Genomic DNA, 14,583 nt, shown 5'->3' with positions numbered 1-14,583 from the left:
TCAGCTGACGGATGCGTTCTCGCGCTCCGCGTTTCGCGACCGTCGCGCGCGGAGCGCGAGAAACACCTTGGCGCCGAACGGCGCCGCGAAGAGCATGATCACGAGCCGGACCACCTGTACGGCCGCGACGAAGGTGACGTTCGCGCCGCTCGCTGCGGAGACGGCCAGCACCGCCGACAGACCGCCGGGCGTCGTCGCGAGATATCCCTCCAACAGCGAGATTCCGGCGACGTGGGACAACAGCAAGCCGAGCAGGGCACACACTCCGCCGACCACGAGAATGAGCGCCACAGCCCACGGCATCACCCGTCCGACGGCCCGCACGCTGTCCCGAGTGAAAGCGAGCCCTGCCTGCCATCCGATGAGAACGAACGCGATCGGGAGCAGAACCGTCGGAGCGGTGACCCCGTCGATCCACCCTGAGAGCTCCATACCCATCGACACCGCGAGCGGTCCGAGCGTCGCGGGCGCGGGCAGCCGAATCAGCCGTGCGACGACGATCCCGACGACGATGGCACCGGCAACGACGAGAAGGTCCACGTACCACGGGGTTTCGCCGGAGCCGGTCGACGCTGCGCCGCTGGTACCCGCACCGAAGACGAGCGTCGCGACCAACGGCATCGTCACGATGATCAGTCCCACACGCATGTACTGGACCACGGCGACCATGCGCTCGTCGCCGCCGAGTTCACGAGAGACTGCGACGAGCCCCTGCGCTCCTCCGGCGATCATCGACAGAGCACCGGTCAGAGCATCGACGTCGCGATGGAACGCGAGGAGCATTCCCGCCGCCACGCTGACGACGAGGGTTGCGATGCACACACCGAGCGCGGGCAACCAACTCGAACCGAGAGCCGACAACGTCTCGGTGTCGACCATCAGTCCGACACTCACGGCCAGAATGCCCTGCGCGAGCATGCCCGCCGGTCTCGGAAGACGGTCGGGACCGGCGCCGCGCACCGCGAAGACGGCAGCGACGACGAGAGATGCGAACAACGCCGCGGCAGACAGTCCCAGGGCTGCCATGACCGCCCACACCACGCTCGTCACAGCCAGAAGAGCAAGCCAACGGAACATGGGTTTTCGCACACGGTAAGACTACGCTTATCAATCGAAGCGTCAAACCAGACGAAACAGGCCTACAAAGATACTGTTGCACGTACTAACAGGTGTGCCGGGGAGGGTTATTCATGAGCGCAACGGAGCTACGGGAGGCGATGCTCGCATTGACACGGCGGTTGCGCAGGCAACGCCCGAAGCACTATCTGACACCGAGTCAGATGCAGATCCTCGGCGACGTCGAACGCAGTGGTGGGTCGAGCGCCCCCGTCGACCTCGCGGCTCTGCAGGGAGTCCGCATTCAGTCGTTGACGAGCAACCTCAACGCTCTGGAAGCCGAGGACCTGGTCACCCGCACGCCGGACCCGGGTGACCGACGCCGTCTGCTGATCCGCATCACCGACAAGGGCACCGAACTCGTCGCCGCCGATCGTCAGCAGCGCGACCGCTGGCTCGCCGACGCGATGAACGAAGAGCTGACGGGACTCGAGCGGGACGTCCTGCACCTCGCCGCGCCCATCCTCTGGAAACTGGCTCGGCGTCCGGATTCGGCGGACACCGTTGACCTTTCCGACCGTTCTGGTGGAACATGATTCGGACACACCCCTTTCGGCGGCATCGTCCGTCGGCCATGACCACAGGAGTAATGAGCTTCGATGATGTCCTACCTGCTGTACGACGCGCTTCTCCCCCACCTCGGATCCGACGCGGCGACGTACTGGGCAACGTTGCTCGTCGTCAATCCCTTCTGACGCACCGATAGCACGGCCGACGCGAGGGTCGCACCGAAACGTTTCGGTGCGACCCTCGCGCGTTCGTGTTCGGCCCCTGTTGTCCGGGCCCTGTTCGTCCGGGCTTCGGCTAGGCCAGTGCAGGTGTCGGCAGCAGTCTCGACAGCACGTCCGAGAGCGTGACCACCCCGACCGTGCGGTCACCGTCGACGACGAGTGCGAGGTGGCTGCTCGTCTCGCGCATCGACGCGAGCGCGACGTAGACGGGTGTATCGACCGCGAGCGTGAACACCGGACGCGTCACGTCCGCCAGGCCGACGTCGTCGGCGAGCGTGTCGCGCACATGGACGACGCCGCTGACGGTTTCCCCGTCACGCACCAGGATGCGTAGGTGGCCCGACTCCCGCGACGCTGCTCGAACGTCGTCGAGCGTCGCGGTGGATTCGACCGAGATCGGAACCCCGTGCGTGCGAAGAAGATCTCCGACCACCAGGTTCTGCAGTTCCAGTGCTCCCGCGATCTGGACGGAGTAGCTGGCGTCGAGTGCACCGACGTTGACCGAGTGTTCGACGAGCTGGCGCAGGTCGTCGGGATTCTGACCCGACGCGACCTGACCGGACGGTTCGACGCCGACGCGTCGAAGCAGCCAGTTCGCCATCTCGTTCATCGCAACGATGACGGGCCTGGTCAGGAACATGAACCCACGCATCGGGATCGCCAGCATCGTGGCGGACTTCTCCGGGTGCGCGATGGCCCACGACTTCGGCGCCATCTCGCCGACGACCAGGTGCAGGAACGTCACGATGATCAACGCCAGCACGAACCCTGCAACGTCCGCGACCCAGTACGGGACGCCCCACGACTCGAAGAGCGGTGTGAGCGCGTAGTGGACTGCGGGCTTCGTCGTCGCGCCGAGTGCCAACGTGCACAACGTGATTCCGAGCTGCGAGCCGGCGAGAAGAACAGTCAACTCACTCGCACTGCGCAGTGCGGCACGCGCGGATCTGCTGTTCGGAGCCGCGTCCTCGAGACGGTGACGCTTCGCCGCGAGCAACGCGAACTCGACGGCGACGAAGAACGCACTGGCCGCGATGAGCCCGACGGTGACCGCGAGAACGACCCAGGGATTGCTCATCGGTGGTTGTCCATTTCTGCGCTGTCCGTGCGGTCGTCGGCGTCGGTGCGTTCCCGTTGTCCGAGTTCGAGTCGCACGGACGACGGTACGTAGTTGTCGATTTCGAGCACCTCGACCGACACGAACCTCTCCGGGATCTCGTCGTCGTCGGCGATCAGATCCTCCGATTCGGCGGGCAGATCGACTTCGATTCGCGTCCCGACGTCGGGCAGCGAACCGTGGTGCGCGATGACGAATCCGGCGATGGTCTCGTAGTCACCGGCAGGCAGGTCGTGGTCGATGGACCGCTCGACCTCGTCGATGTGGATCTCGCCCGCCATCGTCCACGTGCCGTCCTCACCCGCGACGGGCGTCGTGTCGATCTCGTCCTCGTCGTGCTCGTCGGTGATCTCTCCGACGAGTTCCTCGGCGAGATCCTCGATGGTGATGACGCCGGTGAGACCGCCGTATTCGTCGATCACACAAGCAAGTTGGTTCTTCGACGTGCGGAGTTCGACGACCGCGTTCGGCAGCGCCTGTGTCTCCGGAAGGATCAGCGCGGGACGCACGAACTCGGCGATCTCCGCCTCGGGACGATCGGTCACCGCCAGGATGTCCTGCAGGTGGACGACACCGACGATGCCGTCGTCCTCGTCGAGGACGGGGTAACGCGAATGCTCCTGCCCCATCAGCGTTTTCACTTCGACGAGCGAATCGGTGGCACGCACCGTCGCCGCACGCGAGCGCGGAATCATCGCATGTTCCACGGTGCGCGTCGGGAAGTCGAGAATCCGATCGAGTAGATCGGACAGCTCGTCGGGCAGATCGCCCGAATCCTTGGACTCGGCGACGATGTGCTCGAGGTCGCGCGGCGTCGCCGAATGTTCGACGTCGTGCACCGGCTCGATCTTGAGCGAGCGCAGCAGCAGATTCGACGCGTGATCGAAGATCGTGATGAGCCAACCGAACAGCTTCAGGTAGACGGTCGTCGACAACGACAACCACCTGGCGACAGGTTCGGGGCGCGCGATGGCGAAGTTCTTCGGGAACAGTTCACCGAACAGCATCTGCACGAACGTGGAGAAGAGCAGCGCTGCGACCGCACCGATACCCACGCCGACGGCCGTCGGAATTCCGATCCCGCCGAACATGGTTCCGAGCGACTGCCCGATGAGTGGTTCGGCCACGTAACCGACCAGCAGGCCGGTCACGGTGATGCCCAACTGGGCACCCGACAGCATGAACGACGTGCGTTTGGTGACTTGCAATGTGCGACGGGCACCTGCGTCGCCGGCCTCGGCGCGAGCCTTCAGCCGGGAGCGGTCCACGGTCATGTATGCGAATTCCTGAGCCACGAAGTAACCCGTGGCGACGGTGATCAGGAAGACGACGAGGACGCCGAGCAAGAGAGTGAGAATCACACTCATTCGCCGGACACCGCCTCGCAACTAGTCGACATAGTGCGTGGGGCCGTGTCCGGCCCGGGTTTATCGCTGTCCATGAATCCTCTGTTTGTGGGGGTTTCGGCGGTGATGTCCGATTCTAGCGGGTGCCGACGCCGTCGGGAGATTTCACGACAAGAACGGGCACAGGGCTGTCGAGGAGGACACGCTGCACCGTGCTGCCCATCAGGAACTTCCCGACGGCCGAGCGTCGCCGAGACCCGATCACCAGCAGCGACGCGCCGACGTCGGCGACGAGATCCACGATCGCACCAGCCGGATCGCCCGCATCGGGTTCGACGCGCACGGACAGTGTCGCGTCCCCGAGTCCGCGCGATTCGAGGATCTGTCTCGTCGCGAGAGTCGTTGCCTCCCTGTCTTCCTCGGACACGGTGTTGGAATCGACGACGGCCAGGACGACGAGTTCCTTGCCTCTCAGTGTTGCTTCCTCGACTGCACGGACGAGCGCCTCGCGGCCCTCGGGTGAATCGCTTGCCACTACGGCTACCGCCATGCTTGTCTCCGCTTCCGGGAAATCGTTGATTGGACTATTCGGACAAAGCGTATCTACTGTGTCGCTGTGACACATCACACGAAAGGCTCGCCAGGAGCGGAGCCTGCGGAGTGACCGGAAAATCACTCGCGAGGTTCTCGCCCACTCTGTCCAAGTCTCTACTTGCAGTTGCCGTCGCGGCGGCGGTGACAGTCGCCGGAATCGATGCTGCCCGCAGCGGCACCGGTTCGGACGCACGAGCAAAATTGACCTTGATCGCTCCTGCTGCCGCAGGTGGAGGCTGGGATCTGGTTGCCCGTGAGGCGCAGCAGGCACTCCGGAGCGACGGCATCGTCAACAACGCGCAGGTGGTGAACGTCCCCGGTGCCGGTGGCACGATCGGCCTGAGCCAACTCGAAGGTCTCCGCGGTCAGTCGACCACCGTCATGGTGACCGGCACCGTGATGCTCGGCGGTATCGCCATCAACGACTCCGACACGACGTTGGCCGATACCGTGCCGATCGCGAAGTTCGCGGAGGACTTCGAGGTCTTCGTCGTCCCCAAGGATTCGCCGTACCAGACCATCGACGACATGATCGCGGCGTGGCGCGCCAATCCGGGCGGACTGCCCATCGGAGGCGGTTCGCTCGGCGGAATCGACCACATCGTGGCCGGCCAACTCGCGCAGGAAGCGGACATCGACCCTGCGGCGATCAACTACATCGCCTACTCCGGTGGCGGCGAGGTACTCACGTCCCTCCTGTCCAACACCGTCGGTGTCGCTGTCAGTGGCTACAACGACTTCCGCGACCAGATCGAGGCCGGAAACGTCCGCGCGCTCGCGGTGGCAGCACCCGAACCGGTCGAGGGCATCGACGTCGAGACGTTCGTCGAACTCGGATACGACGTGGACCTCGTGAACTGGCGTGGAATCGTTGCGCCGCCCGGTATTTCGGACGAGGACCGTGACACGCTCGTCGACATCGCCACCGAGATGCACGAGACCGAACAGTGGATGACCGCGGTCGAGCGCAACAGGTGGAAGGAATCGTTCCAGACCGGAGACGAGTTCGGCGAGTTCCTCGAGGTCGAGCAGACTCGCATCACCGACATCCTCCGAGAATTGGGGTTGGTATGACCGCCGTCGAAACCACCACGGACGTCCGGCGCAGTTTCTGGACCGGCCGGAGCGGACTCGTCGTCCCCGCACTGCTCGTCGCACTCGGGCTGTTCCTCGTCTACGGCACGGTGACGATGGAGGTTCCACCCACGGCGACTTCGCCGGGGCCACAGGTCTTTCCGGCGATCGTGGCGGGCGGATGCTTCGTCGTCGCCGCGCTGGTCGCACTGCAGATTCTGCTACGTCCCGAGGTGGTCGAGCGGGGTGTCGACGACGACGGCCGCCCGGTGTCGGGCCCGGTGAGCAATTGGCGCACCCTCGGAATCACCGTCGGGTCGGTCGCCCTGTTCATCGCGCTGCTAGACCCGCTCGGCTGGGTTCTCGCGGGGGCGCTGCTCTTCTGGGGTGTCTCCATCGGATTGGGTTCTCGCCGTTATGTGTTCGACGGAGCCATCGCCCTGCTGGTGTCCTCCGCGGTTCAAATCGCCTTCTCGGCCGGTCTCGGCCTGACGTTGCCCGGCGGCCTTCTGGCCCAGGTGTTCTGATGGAGCTGATCTTCTGATGGATTCGTTGAGCAATCTCCTCGACGGGTTCGGTACGGCGCTGACGCCGATGAACCTCGTCTGGGTTCTCGTGGGAGCCGTTCTCGGCACGGCCGTCGGTGTGCTGCCCGGCCTGGGCTCTGCCATGGCCGTCGCACTCCTCCTCCCGGTCACGTTCACCCTCGATCCCACCGCAGCGTTGATCATGTTCGCCGGCGTCTACTTCGGTGGACTCTTCGGCGACTCGATCGCCGGCATTCTGATGAACACCCCTGGCAACTCGACGGCCATCGCAGGCACCTTCGAGGGCCATCGCATGGCCAAGAGCGGCCGAGCCCCGCAGGCATTGGCGACGTCGGCGATCGGTGCGTTCATCGGCGGAATCGTCGCGACCACGCTCGTGGTGTTCTTCGCTCCGACGCTCGCATCGCTCGCGACGAATTTCGGTCCGGCCGAGTACTTCGCGCTTGCGGTGTTCGCCTTCATCGCGACGTCGGCCGTCGTGTCCGACTCCGCACTGAAGGGCCTGACGGCCCTGTTGATCGGCCTCACGTTGGCCGTCATCGGTATCGACGGCCCCTCCGGAGCATCGCGATTCACGTTCGAGGTACCCGCGATGTTCGACGGCATTCACATCGTCGTCATCACTGTTGCCATGCTGGCACTCGGCGAAGTCATCCACGTCGCTTCGAAGATCGGGCGACCGGAGGACAACTCGTTGATCCCGTCCGGCGGGCGCCCGTTCCTGAGTCGCTCCGAGTTTCGTGAGGCGATGCCTGCCTGGTTGCGCGGCACGGCATTCGGTGTCCCGTTCGGCGTGATTCCGGCGGGTGGAGCCGAGGTTCCGAGCTTCCTCGCCTACGGCACCGAGCGTCGACTCGACCGTCGCCGCAAGAACCCGATGTTCGGAAAAGGCGCGATCAAGGGTGTCGCCGGCCCGGAAGCCGCAGGCAACGCCACCGCCGGTACCGCGATGGGTGCACTGCTCGCGCTCGGCCTACCGACGTCGGCAACCGCTGCGATCCTTCTCGCCGCATTTCAGCAGTACGGAATGCAGCCAGGACCACTGTTGTTCGACCGTAGCGGCGAGATCGTCTGGGCACTGCTGGCCAGCCTGTTCGTCGCGATGATCGTGCTGTTGATCCTCAACCTGCCCTTCGCGCCGCTGTGGGCGAAGCTGCTGAAGATCCCGAAGAACTACCTGTACGCGGGCATCTCCGTGTTCGCCGCCCTCGGCGTCTACGCGACGAGCGCGTCGATAGTGGACCTGATGTTCATGCTCGGGCTCGGCGTTCTCGGGTTCATGATGCGTCGCTACGGCATCCCACTCGCGCCGGTGATGATCGCCGTCATCCTCGGGCCGCTCGCCGAGGACTCGCTACGCCGCGCACTCGCCGTCAGCGAAGGCGACCCGACCGTTCTCGTCAGCAGTGCGATCACCATCGTCCTGTATTCACTGATGGCCATCGCGATCGTCTTCACGATCGTGGGCAAGGTGCGCTCTCGGGCGAAAGCCGACTTCTAAGCGCCTTCGGCACACGTGCGCGGCAATGTACAGCGGGCTGTACATTGCCGCGCACGAGTCGTTTCACCTCCGTGGACAAATTTACGTTTTTGTCTAGACAGTGGACAATTTCGGAGTATTGTCATCCGTGCAGTGACTCACACCACTCAACGGATGGTCCGAGGAGGACTCTCGTCATGGCGACTCACACGAGCCCACAGCCGGAAGCCCCGGTAGAGGAATGGCACGACAAGAAGCGCTACCTGTGGCTCATGGGCCTCGTTCCGCCCACGGCAGTCCTCATGGCGGTCGCCTTGGTCTGGGCGTTCAACGGGCTCGGCTGGACCGCCGTGTCGCCGGTCTTCTGGTGGATCGGCCCGATCCTCGTCTACGGACTGCTTCCGGTGCTCGACCTGTTCTTCGGCCCCGACGGGCAGAACCCGCCCGACGACGTGATGGAGCAGCTGGAGAACGACAAGTACTACCGCTACTGCACGTACATCTACATTCCGTTCCAGCTCACCAGCCTGGTCGTCGCATGCTACCTCTGGACGGCCGACAACCTGAGCTGGCTCGGCATGGAGGGCGGCTTGAGCGTGATCTCGAAGATCGGGCTCGCGTTCAGCATCGGCGTCATGGGTGGCGTCGGCATCAACACCGCGCACGAAATGGGCCACAAGAAGGACAGTCTCGAGCGATGGCTGTCGAAAGTGACTCTGGCACAGACCTTCTACGGCCACTTCTACATCGAACACAATCGCGGCCACCACGTACGCGTCGCGACGCCCGAGGACCCGGCGAGTGCGCGCTTCGGTGAGACGTTCTGGCAGTTCCTTCCTCGCAGCGTCTGGGGCAGCTTGAAGTCGTCCTGGGCGCTCGAGAAGACGCGGATGAACCGACTCGGCAAGTCCACGTGGAACATTCGTAACGACGTACTCAACGCCTGGCTGATGTCACTCGTACTCTTCGGAACGCTCACGGCCGTGTTCGGCGTCGGCATCCTGCCGTTCCTGGTACTGCAAGCGGTGTACGGCTTCTCGTTGCTCGAGACGGTGAACTACCTCGAGCACTACGGACTGCTCCGCGCCAAGACCGCATCCGGTCGATACGAACGCTGCGCACCTGCACACAGCTGGAACTCCGACCACATCGTCACCAACATCTTCCTGTATCACCTTCAGCGACACAGTGATCACCACGCCAATCCCACCCGGCGCTATCAGACACTGCGCAGCATGGACGGCGCTCCGAACCTTCCCAGCGGGTACGCGAGCATGATCTCGCTCGCCTACTTCCCTCCGATCTGGCGCAGGGTCATGGATCACAGGGTGTTGGAACACTATCGCGGCGACATCGAGTCCGTGAACATCCAGCCGAGCAAGCGCGAGAAGATCCTCGCCCGCTACGGGGCGGACGCGTGACGATGGCGAAATACGAATGCCCGGTCTGCGCCTACGTGTTCGACGAGGTGACAGGCGCACCGCGAGAGGGCTTTCCGGCCGGGACCGGATGGTCCGAGATCCCCGACGACTGGCCGTGCCCCGACTGTGGGGTACGGGAAAAGATCGACTTCGAACAGAAAGCAGGCTGAGATGAACACCGATTTCAAGCTCTACCAGTGCATTCAATGCGGATTCGAGTACGACGAAGAGCTCGGCTGGCCGGAGGACGGCATCGAACCGGGCACCCGGTGGGAAGACATTCCCGACGACTGGAGCTGCCCGGACTGCGGCGCAGCGAAAGCCGACTTCTTCATGGTCGAGATCAGCAGACCGTAACGGGAGCGAAGGTGATCGCTAGACTGGCCGCTGTGACGACACATCCGGTCAGCCCGTACAAGAACGCGGCAACGAACCTGATGCGTTCCACCATTCTCGACAGCCTCCACGATCTGCTTCTCGAACGAACGTGGTCGACGGTCAACATGGCCGACGTCGCGAAAGCCGCCGGCATCAGCAGGCAGACCCTGTACAAGGAGTTCGGGACCAGGAAGGGTCTGGCGCAGGGGTACGCACTGCGCCTGACGGACGCGTTCGTGTCCGCGGTCGACGACGCCGTCTACTCCAATGAAGGCGACGGTCTCCGAACTCTGTACGTGTCGTTCACCGAATTCTTCGGTCGCAGCGCGAAGGACCCGCTGGTGCTGTCGATGCTCACCGACGACCCACCGCCGGACTTGCTGCGACTCGTCACCACCGAGAGCGGAATCCTGATCGAGCACGCGGCTTTTCGGCTCGCGGAGACGTTCCAGCGCAGTTGGATGCACGTGTCGCCGCACAACGCGGACGTGCTGGGTCGAGCGGTCGTCAGGCTCGCCCTCAGCTACATCTCGATGCCCCCCACGAATTCGGCCGACGTCGCAGCCGACATGGCGTCGCTGCTCACGCCGTTCGTCGACAAGGTCCAGGGCACGGCCTGAAGAACCCGGTGTGCGAGAGTGACACCATGAGTCAGCTCCACCATGCACCTTTCTCGGACCTCAGCGGGCACATCGTCTACTCCCTCTGCAAGCTGCGAGTCGACGTGTTCGTCGTGGAACAGAACTGCGCGTACCCCGAACTCGATGGCGCCGACGAACACCCGGACACCGTGCACTTCTGGCACGAGGACGACGGACGTGTGCTGTCGACACTGCGGTTGCTCCGCCGCGACGGAGAAACTCGGATCGGCCGCGTGTGCACCGCCGTCGACGCGCGTGGACGTGGACTGAGCGCCCAGTTGATGCGCGCCGCGATCGAACACGCGGACGGCCAGGACATCGTCATCGGCGCGCAGGTGCAGCTCGAAACGTGGTACGGCGGTTTCGGATTCGTGCGGTCCGGCCCGGATTACGACGAGGACGGCATCATGCACCTCCCGATGCTCAGGACAGCACGCTGACGGCGGCGTCGACGATCCGATCCTCGGACACCAGGACGTGCAGCGCCGCGTCGCCGAGCGGGATGAAACTGTCCTCACTGGCGATGCGGGCCAACTTCCCCGTGTAGCCCGCGTCGACGAGCGCGGCGATCACGCCCTCGCCGACTCCACCGGATCGCCTGGTCTCGTCGACGACCAGCACGCACGATGTCGCCGACGCCTGTGCGACGACGTCGTCCACCGGAAGCGGTGCGAGCCAGCGCATGTCGACGACGCGAGCATGAACGCCCCGCTGCGAAAGTCGCTGCGCCGCGCGAAGACTCATGGGAACTCCGTTGCCGAACGTGATGATCGTGAGGTCCGCACCCTCGCCGTACACCCGGGCACGTCCGATCGTCGCTGCCTCGACGCGTCCACCGGACAGCCAGCCGTCGTCGCCGTCGTCGTAGAGGTCCCGTGTGTGGTACAGCGCGATGGGTTCGAGAAACACACAGACCGCCCCCTGCTCGACGGCAGCCGACGCACACGCGTCGAGCATGGCTGCGGCGTCGTCCCCCCGCGCGGGTGACGCCACGACGATGCCGGGTATATCCCGCAGTGCCGCAACGGCATTGTCGTTGTGGAAGTGACCGCCGAAACCCTTCTGGTACCCGTATCCGGCGATACGAACGATCATGGGGTTTCGATACTGGCCGTTCGAGAAGAACTGCAGCGTCGCCGCCTCACCGCGGATCTGGTCGGCAGCATTGTGCAGGTACGCGAGGTACTGGATCTCCGCGATCGGCAGGAGCCCGGACACCCCCGCGCCCGCGGCCAGTCCGAGGATCGATTGCTCGTCGAGCACGGTGTCGAACACCCGGGCCGAACCCGCCGCGGACAACAGCCCACGCGTGACCCCGTACACGCCGCCTTTGCGTGCGACGTCCTCGCCGAACAGTACTGCCTGCGGGTACCGGTCGAGAATGCATCGTAGATCAGCGTTGATCGCCTGCGCGAGAGTCGATTCGGCGGGAAGGTCGATCGAGTCGGACGGTGCGACAGCCTTGTACGCGAGCGGCGTCATGACGGCCTCGGCCGTCGCGAGCTGGGACGCGTCGGCGACGTCACGGGCCGTGTCCATCACCTCCGCACGCTTCTCCTCGTACAGTGCGACGGCGTCGGACGCGGTCAGCACGCCGCTGTCGATCAGCGTCCTCGCCGTCTGCAACACAGGGTCTCGCGCGTAGTCCGCGGTGATGTCCCGTCGACTGCGGTACGACGACTCGACGTCGGACCCGGCATGCCCCATCAGCCTGACCGTGTCGATGTGCAGGAACACCGGACGGCGCCTGCGTCGAACACGATCGACGGCGGCGATCGATTTCTCGTAGGTGTCGACGAGGTCACTGCCGTCGGCGTGGACGTAGTCGAGTCCAGGCCGGGACGAGAAGTTCGACGCGATCCACCCAGCCGGGGTCGGCACGCTGATGCCGAGTCCGTTGTCCTCGCAGACGAAGAGGATGGGCAACGGCACTCCCTGATACGCCGAGTGCACGGCGGTGTTGAAAGCACCCAGTGCTGTCGAATGGTTGGCCGACGCGTCCCCGAAACTGCACACGGTCACCGCGTCGCCAGGCCACGGACACGGGACACCCAGTTTGCGGGCACGCACCGTCGAGAACGCGACTCCGACGGCACGCGGCAGGTGCGACGCGATGGTCGACGTCTGCGGAATCACCGCGAGGTCGGCGCGGCCGAACACCTTGTGTCTGCCACCGGAGATCGGTTCGTCGACCGCCGCGACCAGCCCGAGCAACACGTCTCGGATCGGATCGCTGCCTCCACCCTGTCGTGCCCGTTCGAGGAAGAATGCGCCCGAACGGTAGTGCAGCAGTGCAGGATCGGTGACCCTGAGCGCGCCCGCGACGGCAGCGTTGCCCTCGTGCCCGGACGAGCCGATCGTGTAGTACCCCGTACCCTCGGAGCGGAGCCGCCGGGCCGCGAGGTCGAGATGGCGACTGCCGAGTTGCGCGTCGAACAGCTCGAGAGCTCGTTCCGGCGTCAGCGAACCCAACGACCGTCTGCTGGAACGCGCCCCGACGTGCTCCAGGAAGTACTCGTCGATCGCCTCGGCCATGGTGCATTATGCGCTCATGCGGCAGACCGTCGCCAGGAAAGCAGCACGCCTTCTCCGCGGTCAGGTTTCCACGGCAGGAAGATCGCCACGGCGAGAGCGCACGCCAACGACGCCGACACCGTCACGTACGACGCGAGCTGAAACCCCTCGAGTGACGCCGCTTTCATCGCGTACACCAGGTCGGCCTTCTGCGTGGCGAAGATCGAACTGGTCGGCGCCTTGACGATCTCGAGGACGCTGACGACAGTTTCACGGGCGAACGCCTTCTGGTACGGCTCCATGACCGTGTCGGGAATGGCGTCGATCCTCGGCGCGACCCGGTCGGTGTAGATCGAGGCGACGATCGACCCGAGTACGGCGACGCCGAGTGTGCCCCCGACTTCTCGGGTCGTGTCGTTGACGGCGGACCCGGCGCCTGCTTCGTCGAGCGACACCGACGACATGATCGACTCCGTCGCGGGACCCTGCACGATCGCGAGCCCGAGACCCATCAGCACCATGGAGAGCAGTACCGGTCCGACATACGGTGTTTCGACCTTCACCTGACCTGCGATGAACATTCCTGCGCTCATCACGACCATGCCGAACGCGATGACGGCGGTGGTACCGATGCGTTTCGCGATCAGCGTGGCGACGGGCGCACCGACACCGATCGACGCCGCGAACGGCAGCGAGTGGACACCGAATTCGAGTGGGGTCATCTCCCGGACACCCTGGAAGTACTGGGTGATCATGAACAGAAAGCCGAACATGCTGAAGTAGGCGACCGCGATTGCCAACGCGGGCAACGAGAATCGCCGGATGCGGAACAGACTCATGTCGAGAACCGGCGACGGCGCCCGCAGCTCCCACCACACGAACGCGCCGACGCACAGGACCCCGATCACGTAGGCGGTCACACTCGTCGTGGAGAGCCAGCCCTGGTGCGGGGCCTCGATGATGCCCCACACGAGCGACGTGATGCCGACCAGCGACAGCGCGATACCCAGCAGGTCGAACTTCCCGACGTGCGACGCCTTCGATTCGGGAACGCAGGCCAACGCGGCCAGCAGTACGACGAGCGCGACCGGCACATTGATCCAGAACACCGAATGCCACGAGAAGTGTTCGAGCAGAAAACCTCCCGCGGTGGGCCCGATCGCGATGGCGAAACCGGCCATCGCGGTCCACGCGGCGATGGCGAGAGCCCGCTCGCGGGCGTCGGAGAACATGTTGATAATGAGCGCGAGCGTCGCCGGGAACACCGCCGCCGCACACACTCCCATCGCTGCCCTGGCCGCGACGACTTGACCGAGGTCCGCGGCGAGTGCCCCGCCGATGGACATGACGGCGATGCCTGCCAGTCCCACCGTCATGACCCTGCGCCTGCCGTATCGGTCGCCGAGGTGGCCGAATGCGAGCAGAAGACCCGCGAACGTGAGGGTGTACGCGTCGACGACCCATTGCAGGCCGCCGATGCTCGCGCGCATCTCGAGACCCATCGACGGGAGCGCGACGTTGACGACGGTGTTGTCGAGCACGACCAACAGCTCGGCCGCGCAGATCACGGCGAGGGCTAGATAGCGGCGACGGGCGCCGATTATGACGGGGTGCATAACGCGA

15 protein-coding genes are annotated in these 14,583 nt (G+C 64.8%); 9 read left to right on the top strand and 6 right to left on the bottom strand.

Features of this window, described 5'->3' with window-relative positions; translation table 11 throughout:
• Positions 1-1,077 carry an AbrB family transcriptional regulator gene (locus RhoFasB10_RS05865; protein ID WP_068425117.1) on the bottom strand — a complete coding sequence of 359 codons (1,077 nt, stop codon included), beginning with the start codon at positions 1,075-1,077 and terminating at the stop codon, positions 1-3.
• A gap of 113 nt (positions 1,078-1,190) precedes the next feature.
• Here RhoFasB10_RS05865 and RhoFasB10_RS05860 point away from each other — a divergent pair, with 113 nt between their 5' ends.
• On the top strand, positions 1,191-1,652 hold the full coding sequence (locus RhoFasB10_RS05860; RefSeq protein WP_068425120.1) for a MarR family transcriptional regulator: 462 nt from the start codon (positions 1,191-1,193) through the stop codon (positions 1,650-1,652).
• A 268-nt stretch (positions 1,653-1,920) separates the two neighbouring features.
• Here RhoFasB10_RS05860 and RhoFasB10_RS05855 read toward each other — a convergent pair whose 3' ends face one another.
• The 3 genes from RhoFasB10_RS05855 to RhoFasB10_RS05845 all read right to left on the bottom strand — a co-directional run bounded on the left by RhoFasB10_RS05855 (position 1,921) and on the right by RhoFasB10_RS05845 (position 4,860).
• Positions 1,921-2,925 carry a hemolysin family protein gene (locus RhoFasB10_RS05855; RefSeq protein ID WP_068425123.1) on the bottom strand — a complete coding sequence of 335 codons (1,005 nt, stop codon included), beginning with the start codon at positions 2,923-2,925 and terminating at the stop codon, positions 1,921-1,923.
• The gene (locus RhoFasB10_RS05850) at positions 2,922-4,331 is read right to left on the bottom strand and encodes a hemolysin family protein (protein WP_068425126.1); all 1,410 of its coding nucleotides are present in this window, start codon (positions 4,329-4,331) and stop codon (positions 2,922-2,924) included. Before RhoFasB10_RS05850 ends, RhoFasB10_RS05855 begins: the two co-directional genes overlap by 4 nt.
• A gap of 115 nt (positions 4,332-4,446) precedes the next feature.
• A complete protein-coding gene (locus RhoFasB10_RS05845) occupies positions 4,447-4,860 on the bottom strand; it encodes a universal stress protein (RefSeq protein ID WP_068425129.1) in 414 nt (137 codons plus the stop codon).
• A 110-nt stretch (positions 4,861-4,970) separates the two neighbouring features.
• Between RhoFasB10_RS05845 and RhoFasB10_RS05840 the strand changes: the two genes are divergently transcribed.
• The 8 genes from RhoFasB10_RS05840 (at position 4,971) to RhoFasB10_RS05805 (ending at position 10,886) form a co-directional block, all read left to right on the top strand.
• Positions 4,971-5,978, top strand: coding sequence for a tripartite tricarboxylate transporter substrate-binding protein (locus RhoFasB10_RS05840; RefSeq protein WP_068425132.1), 1,008 nt, complete (start codon positions 4,971-4,973; stop codon positions 5,976-5,978).
• The gene (locus RhoFasB10_RS05835) at positions 5,975-6,505 is read left to right on the top strand and encodes a tripartite tricarboxylate transporter TctB family protein (RefSeq protein ID WP_167675548.1); all 531 of its coding nucleotides are present in this window, start codon (positions 5,975-5,977) and stop codon (positions 6,503-6,505) included. The genes RhoFasB10_RS05840 and RhoFasB10_RS05835 overlap by 4 nt, the downstream gene beginning before the upstream one ends.
• A 16-nt stretch (positions 6,506-6,521) precedes the next feature.
• A complete protein-coding gene (locus RhoFasB10_RS05830) occupies positions 6,522-8,027 on the top strand; it encodes a tripartite tricarboxylate transporter permease (protein WP_068425139.1) in 1,506 nt (501 codons plus the stop codon).
• A gap of 176 nt (positions 8,028-8,203) precedes the next feature.
• The gene (locus RhoFasB10_RS05825; protein WP_068425142.1) at positions 8,204-9,427 is read left to right on the top strand and encodes an alkane 1-monooxygenase; all 1,224 of its coding nucleotides are present in this window, start codon (positions 8,204-8,206) and stop codon (positions 9,425-9,427) included.
• A gap of 2 nt (positions 9,428-9,429) precedes the next feature.
• Positions 9,430-9,597: a rubredoxin gene (locus tag RhoFasB10_RS05820; protein ID WP_068425145.1), complete on the top strand. Its 168-nt coding sequence runs from the start codon at positions 9,430-9,432 to the stop codon at positions 9,595-9,597.
• Position 9,598: 1 nt separating this feature from the next.
• Positions 9,599-9,784, top strand: coding sequence for a rubredoxin (locus tag RhoFasB10_RS05815; RefSeq protein ID WP_068425148.1), 186 nt, complete (start codon positions 9,599-9,601; stop codon positions 9,782-9,784).
• A gap of 80 nt (positions 9,785-9,864) precedes the next feature.
• Positions 9,865-10,425: a TetR family transcriptional regulator gene (locus RhoFasB10_RS05810; protein ID WP_084423748.1), complete on the top strand. Its 561-nt coding sequence runs from the start codon at positions 9,865-9,867 to the stop codon at positions 10,423-10,425.
• A 26-nt stretch (positions 10,426-10,451) separates the two neighbouring features.
• Complete coding sequence (locus RhoFasB10_RS05805) at positions 10,452-10,886, top strand: GNAT family N-acetyltransferase (protein ID WP_174551405.1); 435 nt, start codon at positions 10,452-10,454, stop codon at positions 10,884-10,886.
• Here RhoFasB10_RS05805 and RhoFasB10_RS05800 read toward each other — a convergent pair.
• The gene (locus RhoFasB10_RS05800) at positions 10,870-12,981 is read right to left on the bottom strand and encodes a thiamine pyrophosphate-dependent enzyme (protein WP_167675546.1); all 2,112 of its coding nucleotides are present in this window, start codon (positions 12,979-12,981) and stop codon (positions 10,870-10,872) included. The genes RhoFasB10_RS05805 and RhoFasB10_RS05800 overlap by 17 nt on opposite strands.
• Positions 12,982-12,995: 14 nt before the next feature.
• Positions 12,996-14,576: an MFS transporter gene (locus RhoFasB10_RS05795; RefSeq protein WP_167675544.1), complete on the bottom strand. Its 1,581-nt coding sequence runs from the start codon at positions 14,574-14,576 to the stop codon at positions 12,996-12,998.
• Positions 14,577-14,583: the final 7 nt, after the last annotated feature.

Origin of the sequence: Rhodococcus sp. B10, assembly GCF_011770055.1 — a bacterium.
Classification (GTDB): Bacteria; Actinomycetota; Actinomycetes; order Mycobacteriales; family Mycobacteriaceae; genus Rhodococcoides; species Rhodococcoides kyotonensis_B.
Note: the sequence above shows the minus strand (reverse complement) of the source record. Positions and strands in the feature narration are given on the sequence as shown.

Bases quoted from the DNA above. Each gene is read 5' to 3' on its own strand.
- RhoFasB10_RS05865 (WP_068425117.1), bottom strand. From the start codon at position 1,077: ATGTTCCGTTGGCTTGCTCTTCTGGCTGTGACGAGCGTGGTGTGGGCG.
- RhoFasB10_RS05860 (WP_068425120.1), top strand. From the start codon at position 1,191: ATGAGCGCAACGGAGCTACGGGAGGCGATGCTCGCATTGACACGGCGG.
- RhoFasB10_RS05855 (WP_068425123.1), bottom strand. From the start codon at position 2,925: ATGAGCAATCCCTGGGTCGTTCTCGCGGTCACCGTCGGGCTCATCGCG.
- RhoFasB10_RS05850 (WP_068425126.1), bottom strand. From the start codon at position 4,331: ATGAGTGTGATTCTCACTCTCTTGCTCGGCGTCCTCGTCGTCTTCCTG.
- RhoFasB10_RS05845 (WP_068425129.1), bottom strand. From the start codon at position 4,860: ATGGCGGTAGCCGTAGTGGCAAGCGATTCACCCGAGGGCCGCGAGGCG.
- RhoFasB10_RS05835 (WP_167675548.1), top strand. From the start codon at position 5,975: ATGACCGCCGTCGAAACCACCACGGACGTCCGGCGCAGTTTCTGGACC.
- RhoFasB10_RS05830 (WP_068425139.1), top strand. From the start codon at position 6,522: ATGGATTCGTTGAGCAATCTCCTCGACGGGTTCGGTACGGCGCTGACG.
- RhoFasB10_RS05825 (WP_068425142.1), top strand. From the start codon at position 8,204: ATGGCGACTCACACGAGCCCACAGCCGGAAGCCCCGGTAGAGGAATGG.
- RhoFasB10_RS05820 (WP_068425145.1), top strand. From the start codon at position 9,430: ATGGCGAAATACGAATGCCCGGTCTGCGCCTACGTGTTCGACGAGGTG.
- RhoFasB10_RS05815 (WP_068425148.1), top strand. From the start codon at position 9,599: ATGAACACCGATTTCAAGCTCTACCAGTGCATTCAATGCGGATTCGAG.
- RhoFasB10_RS05810 (WP_084423748.1), top strand. From the start codon at position 9,865: ATGCGTTCCACCATTCTCGACAGCCTCCACGATCTGCTTCTCGAACGA.
- RhoFasB10_RS05805 (WP_174551405.1), top strand. From the start codon at position 10,452: ATGAGTCAGCTCCACCATGCACCTTTCTCGGACCTCAGCGGGCACATC.
- RhoFasB10_RS05800 (WP_167675546.1), bottom strand. From the start codon at position 12,981: ATGGCCGAGGCGATCGACGAGTACTTCCTGGAGCACGTCGGGGCGCGT.
- RhoFasB10_RS05795 (WP_167675544.1), bottom strand. From the start codon at position 14,576: ATGCACCCCGTCATAATCGGCGCCCGTCGCCGCTATCTAGCCCTCGCC.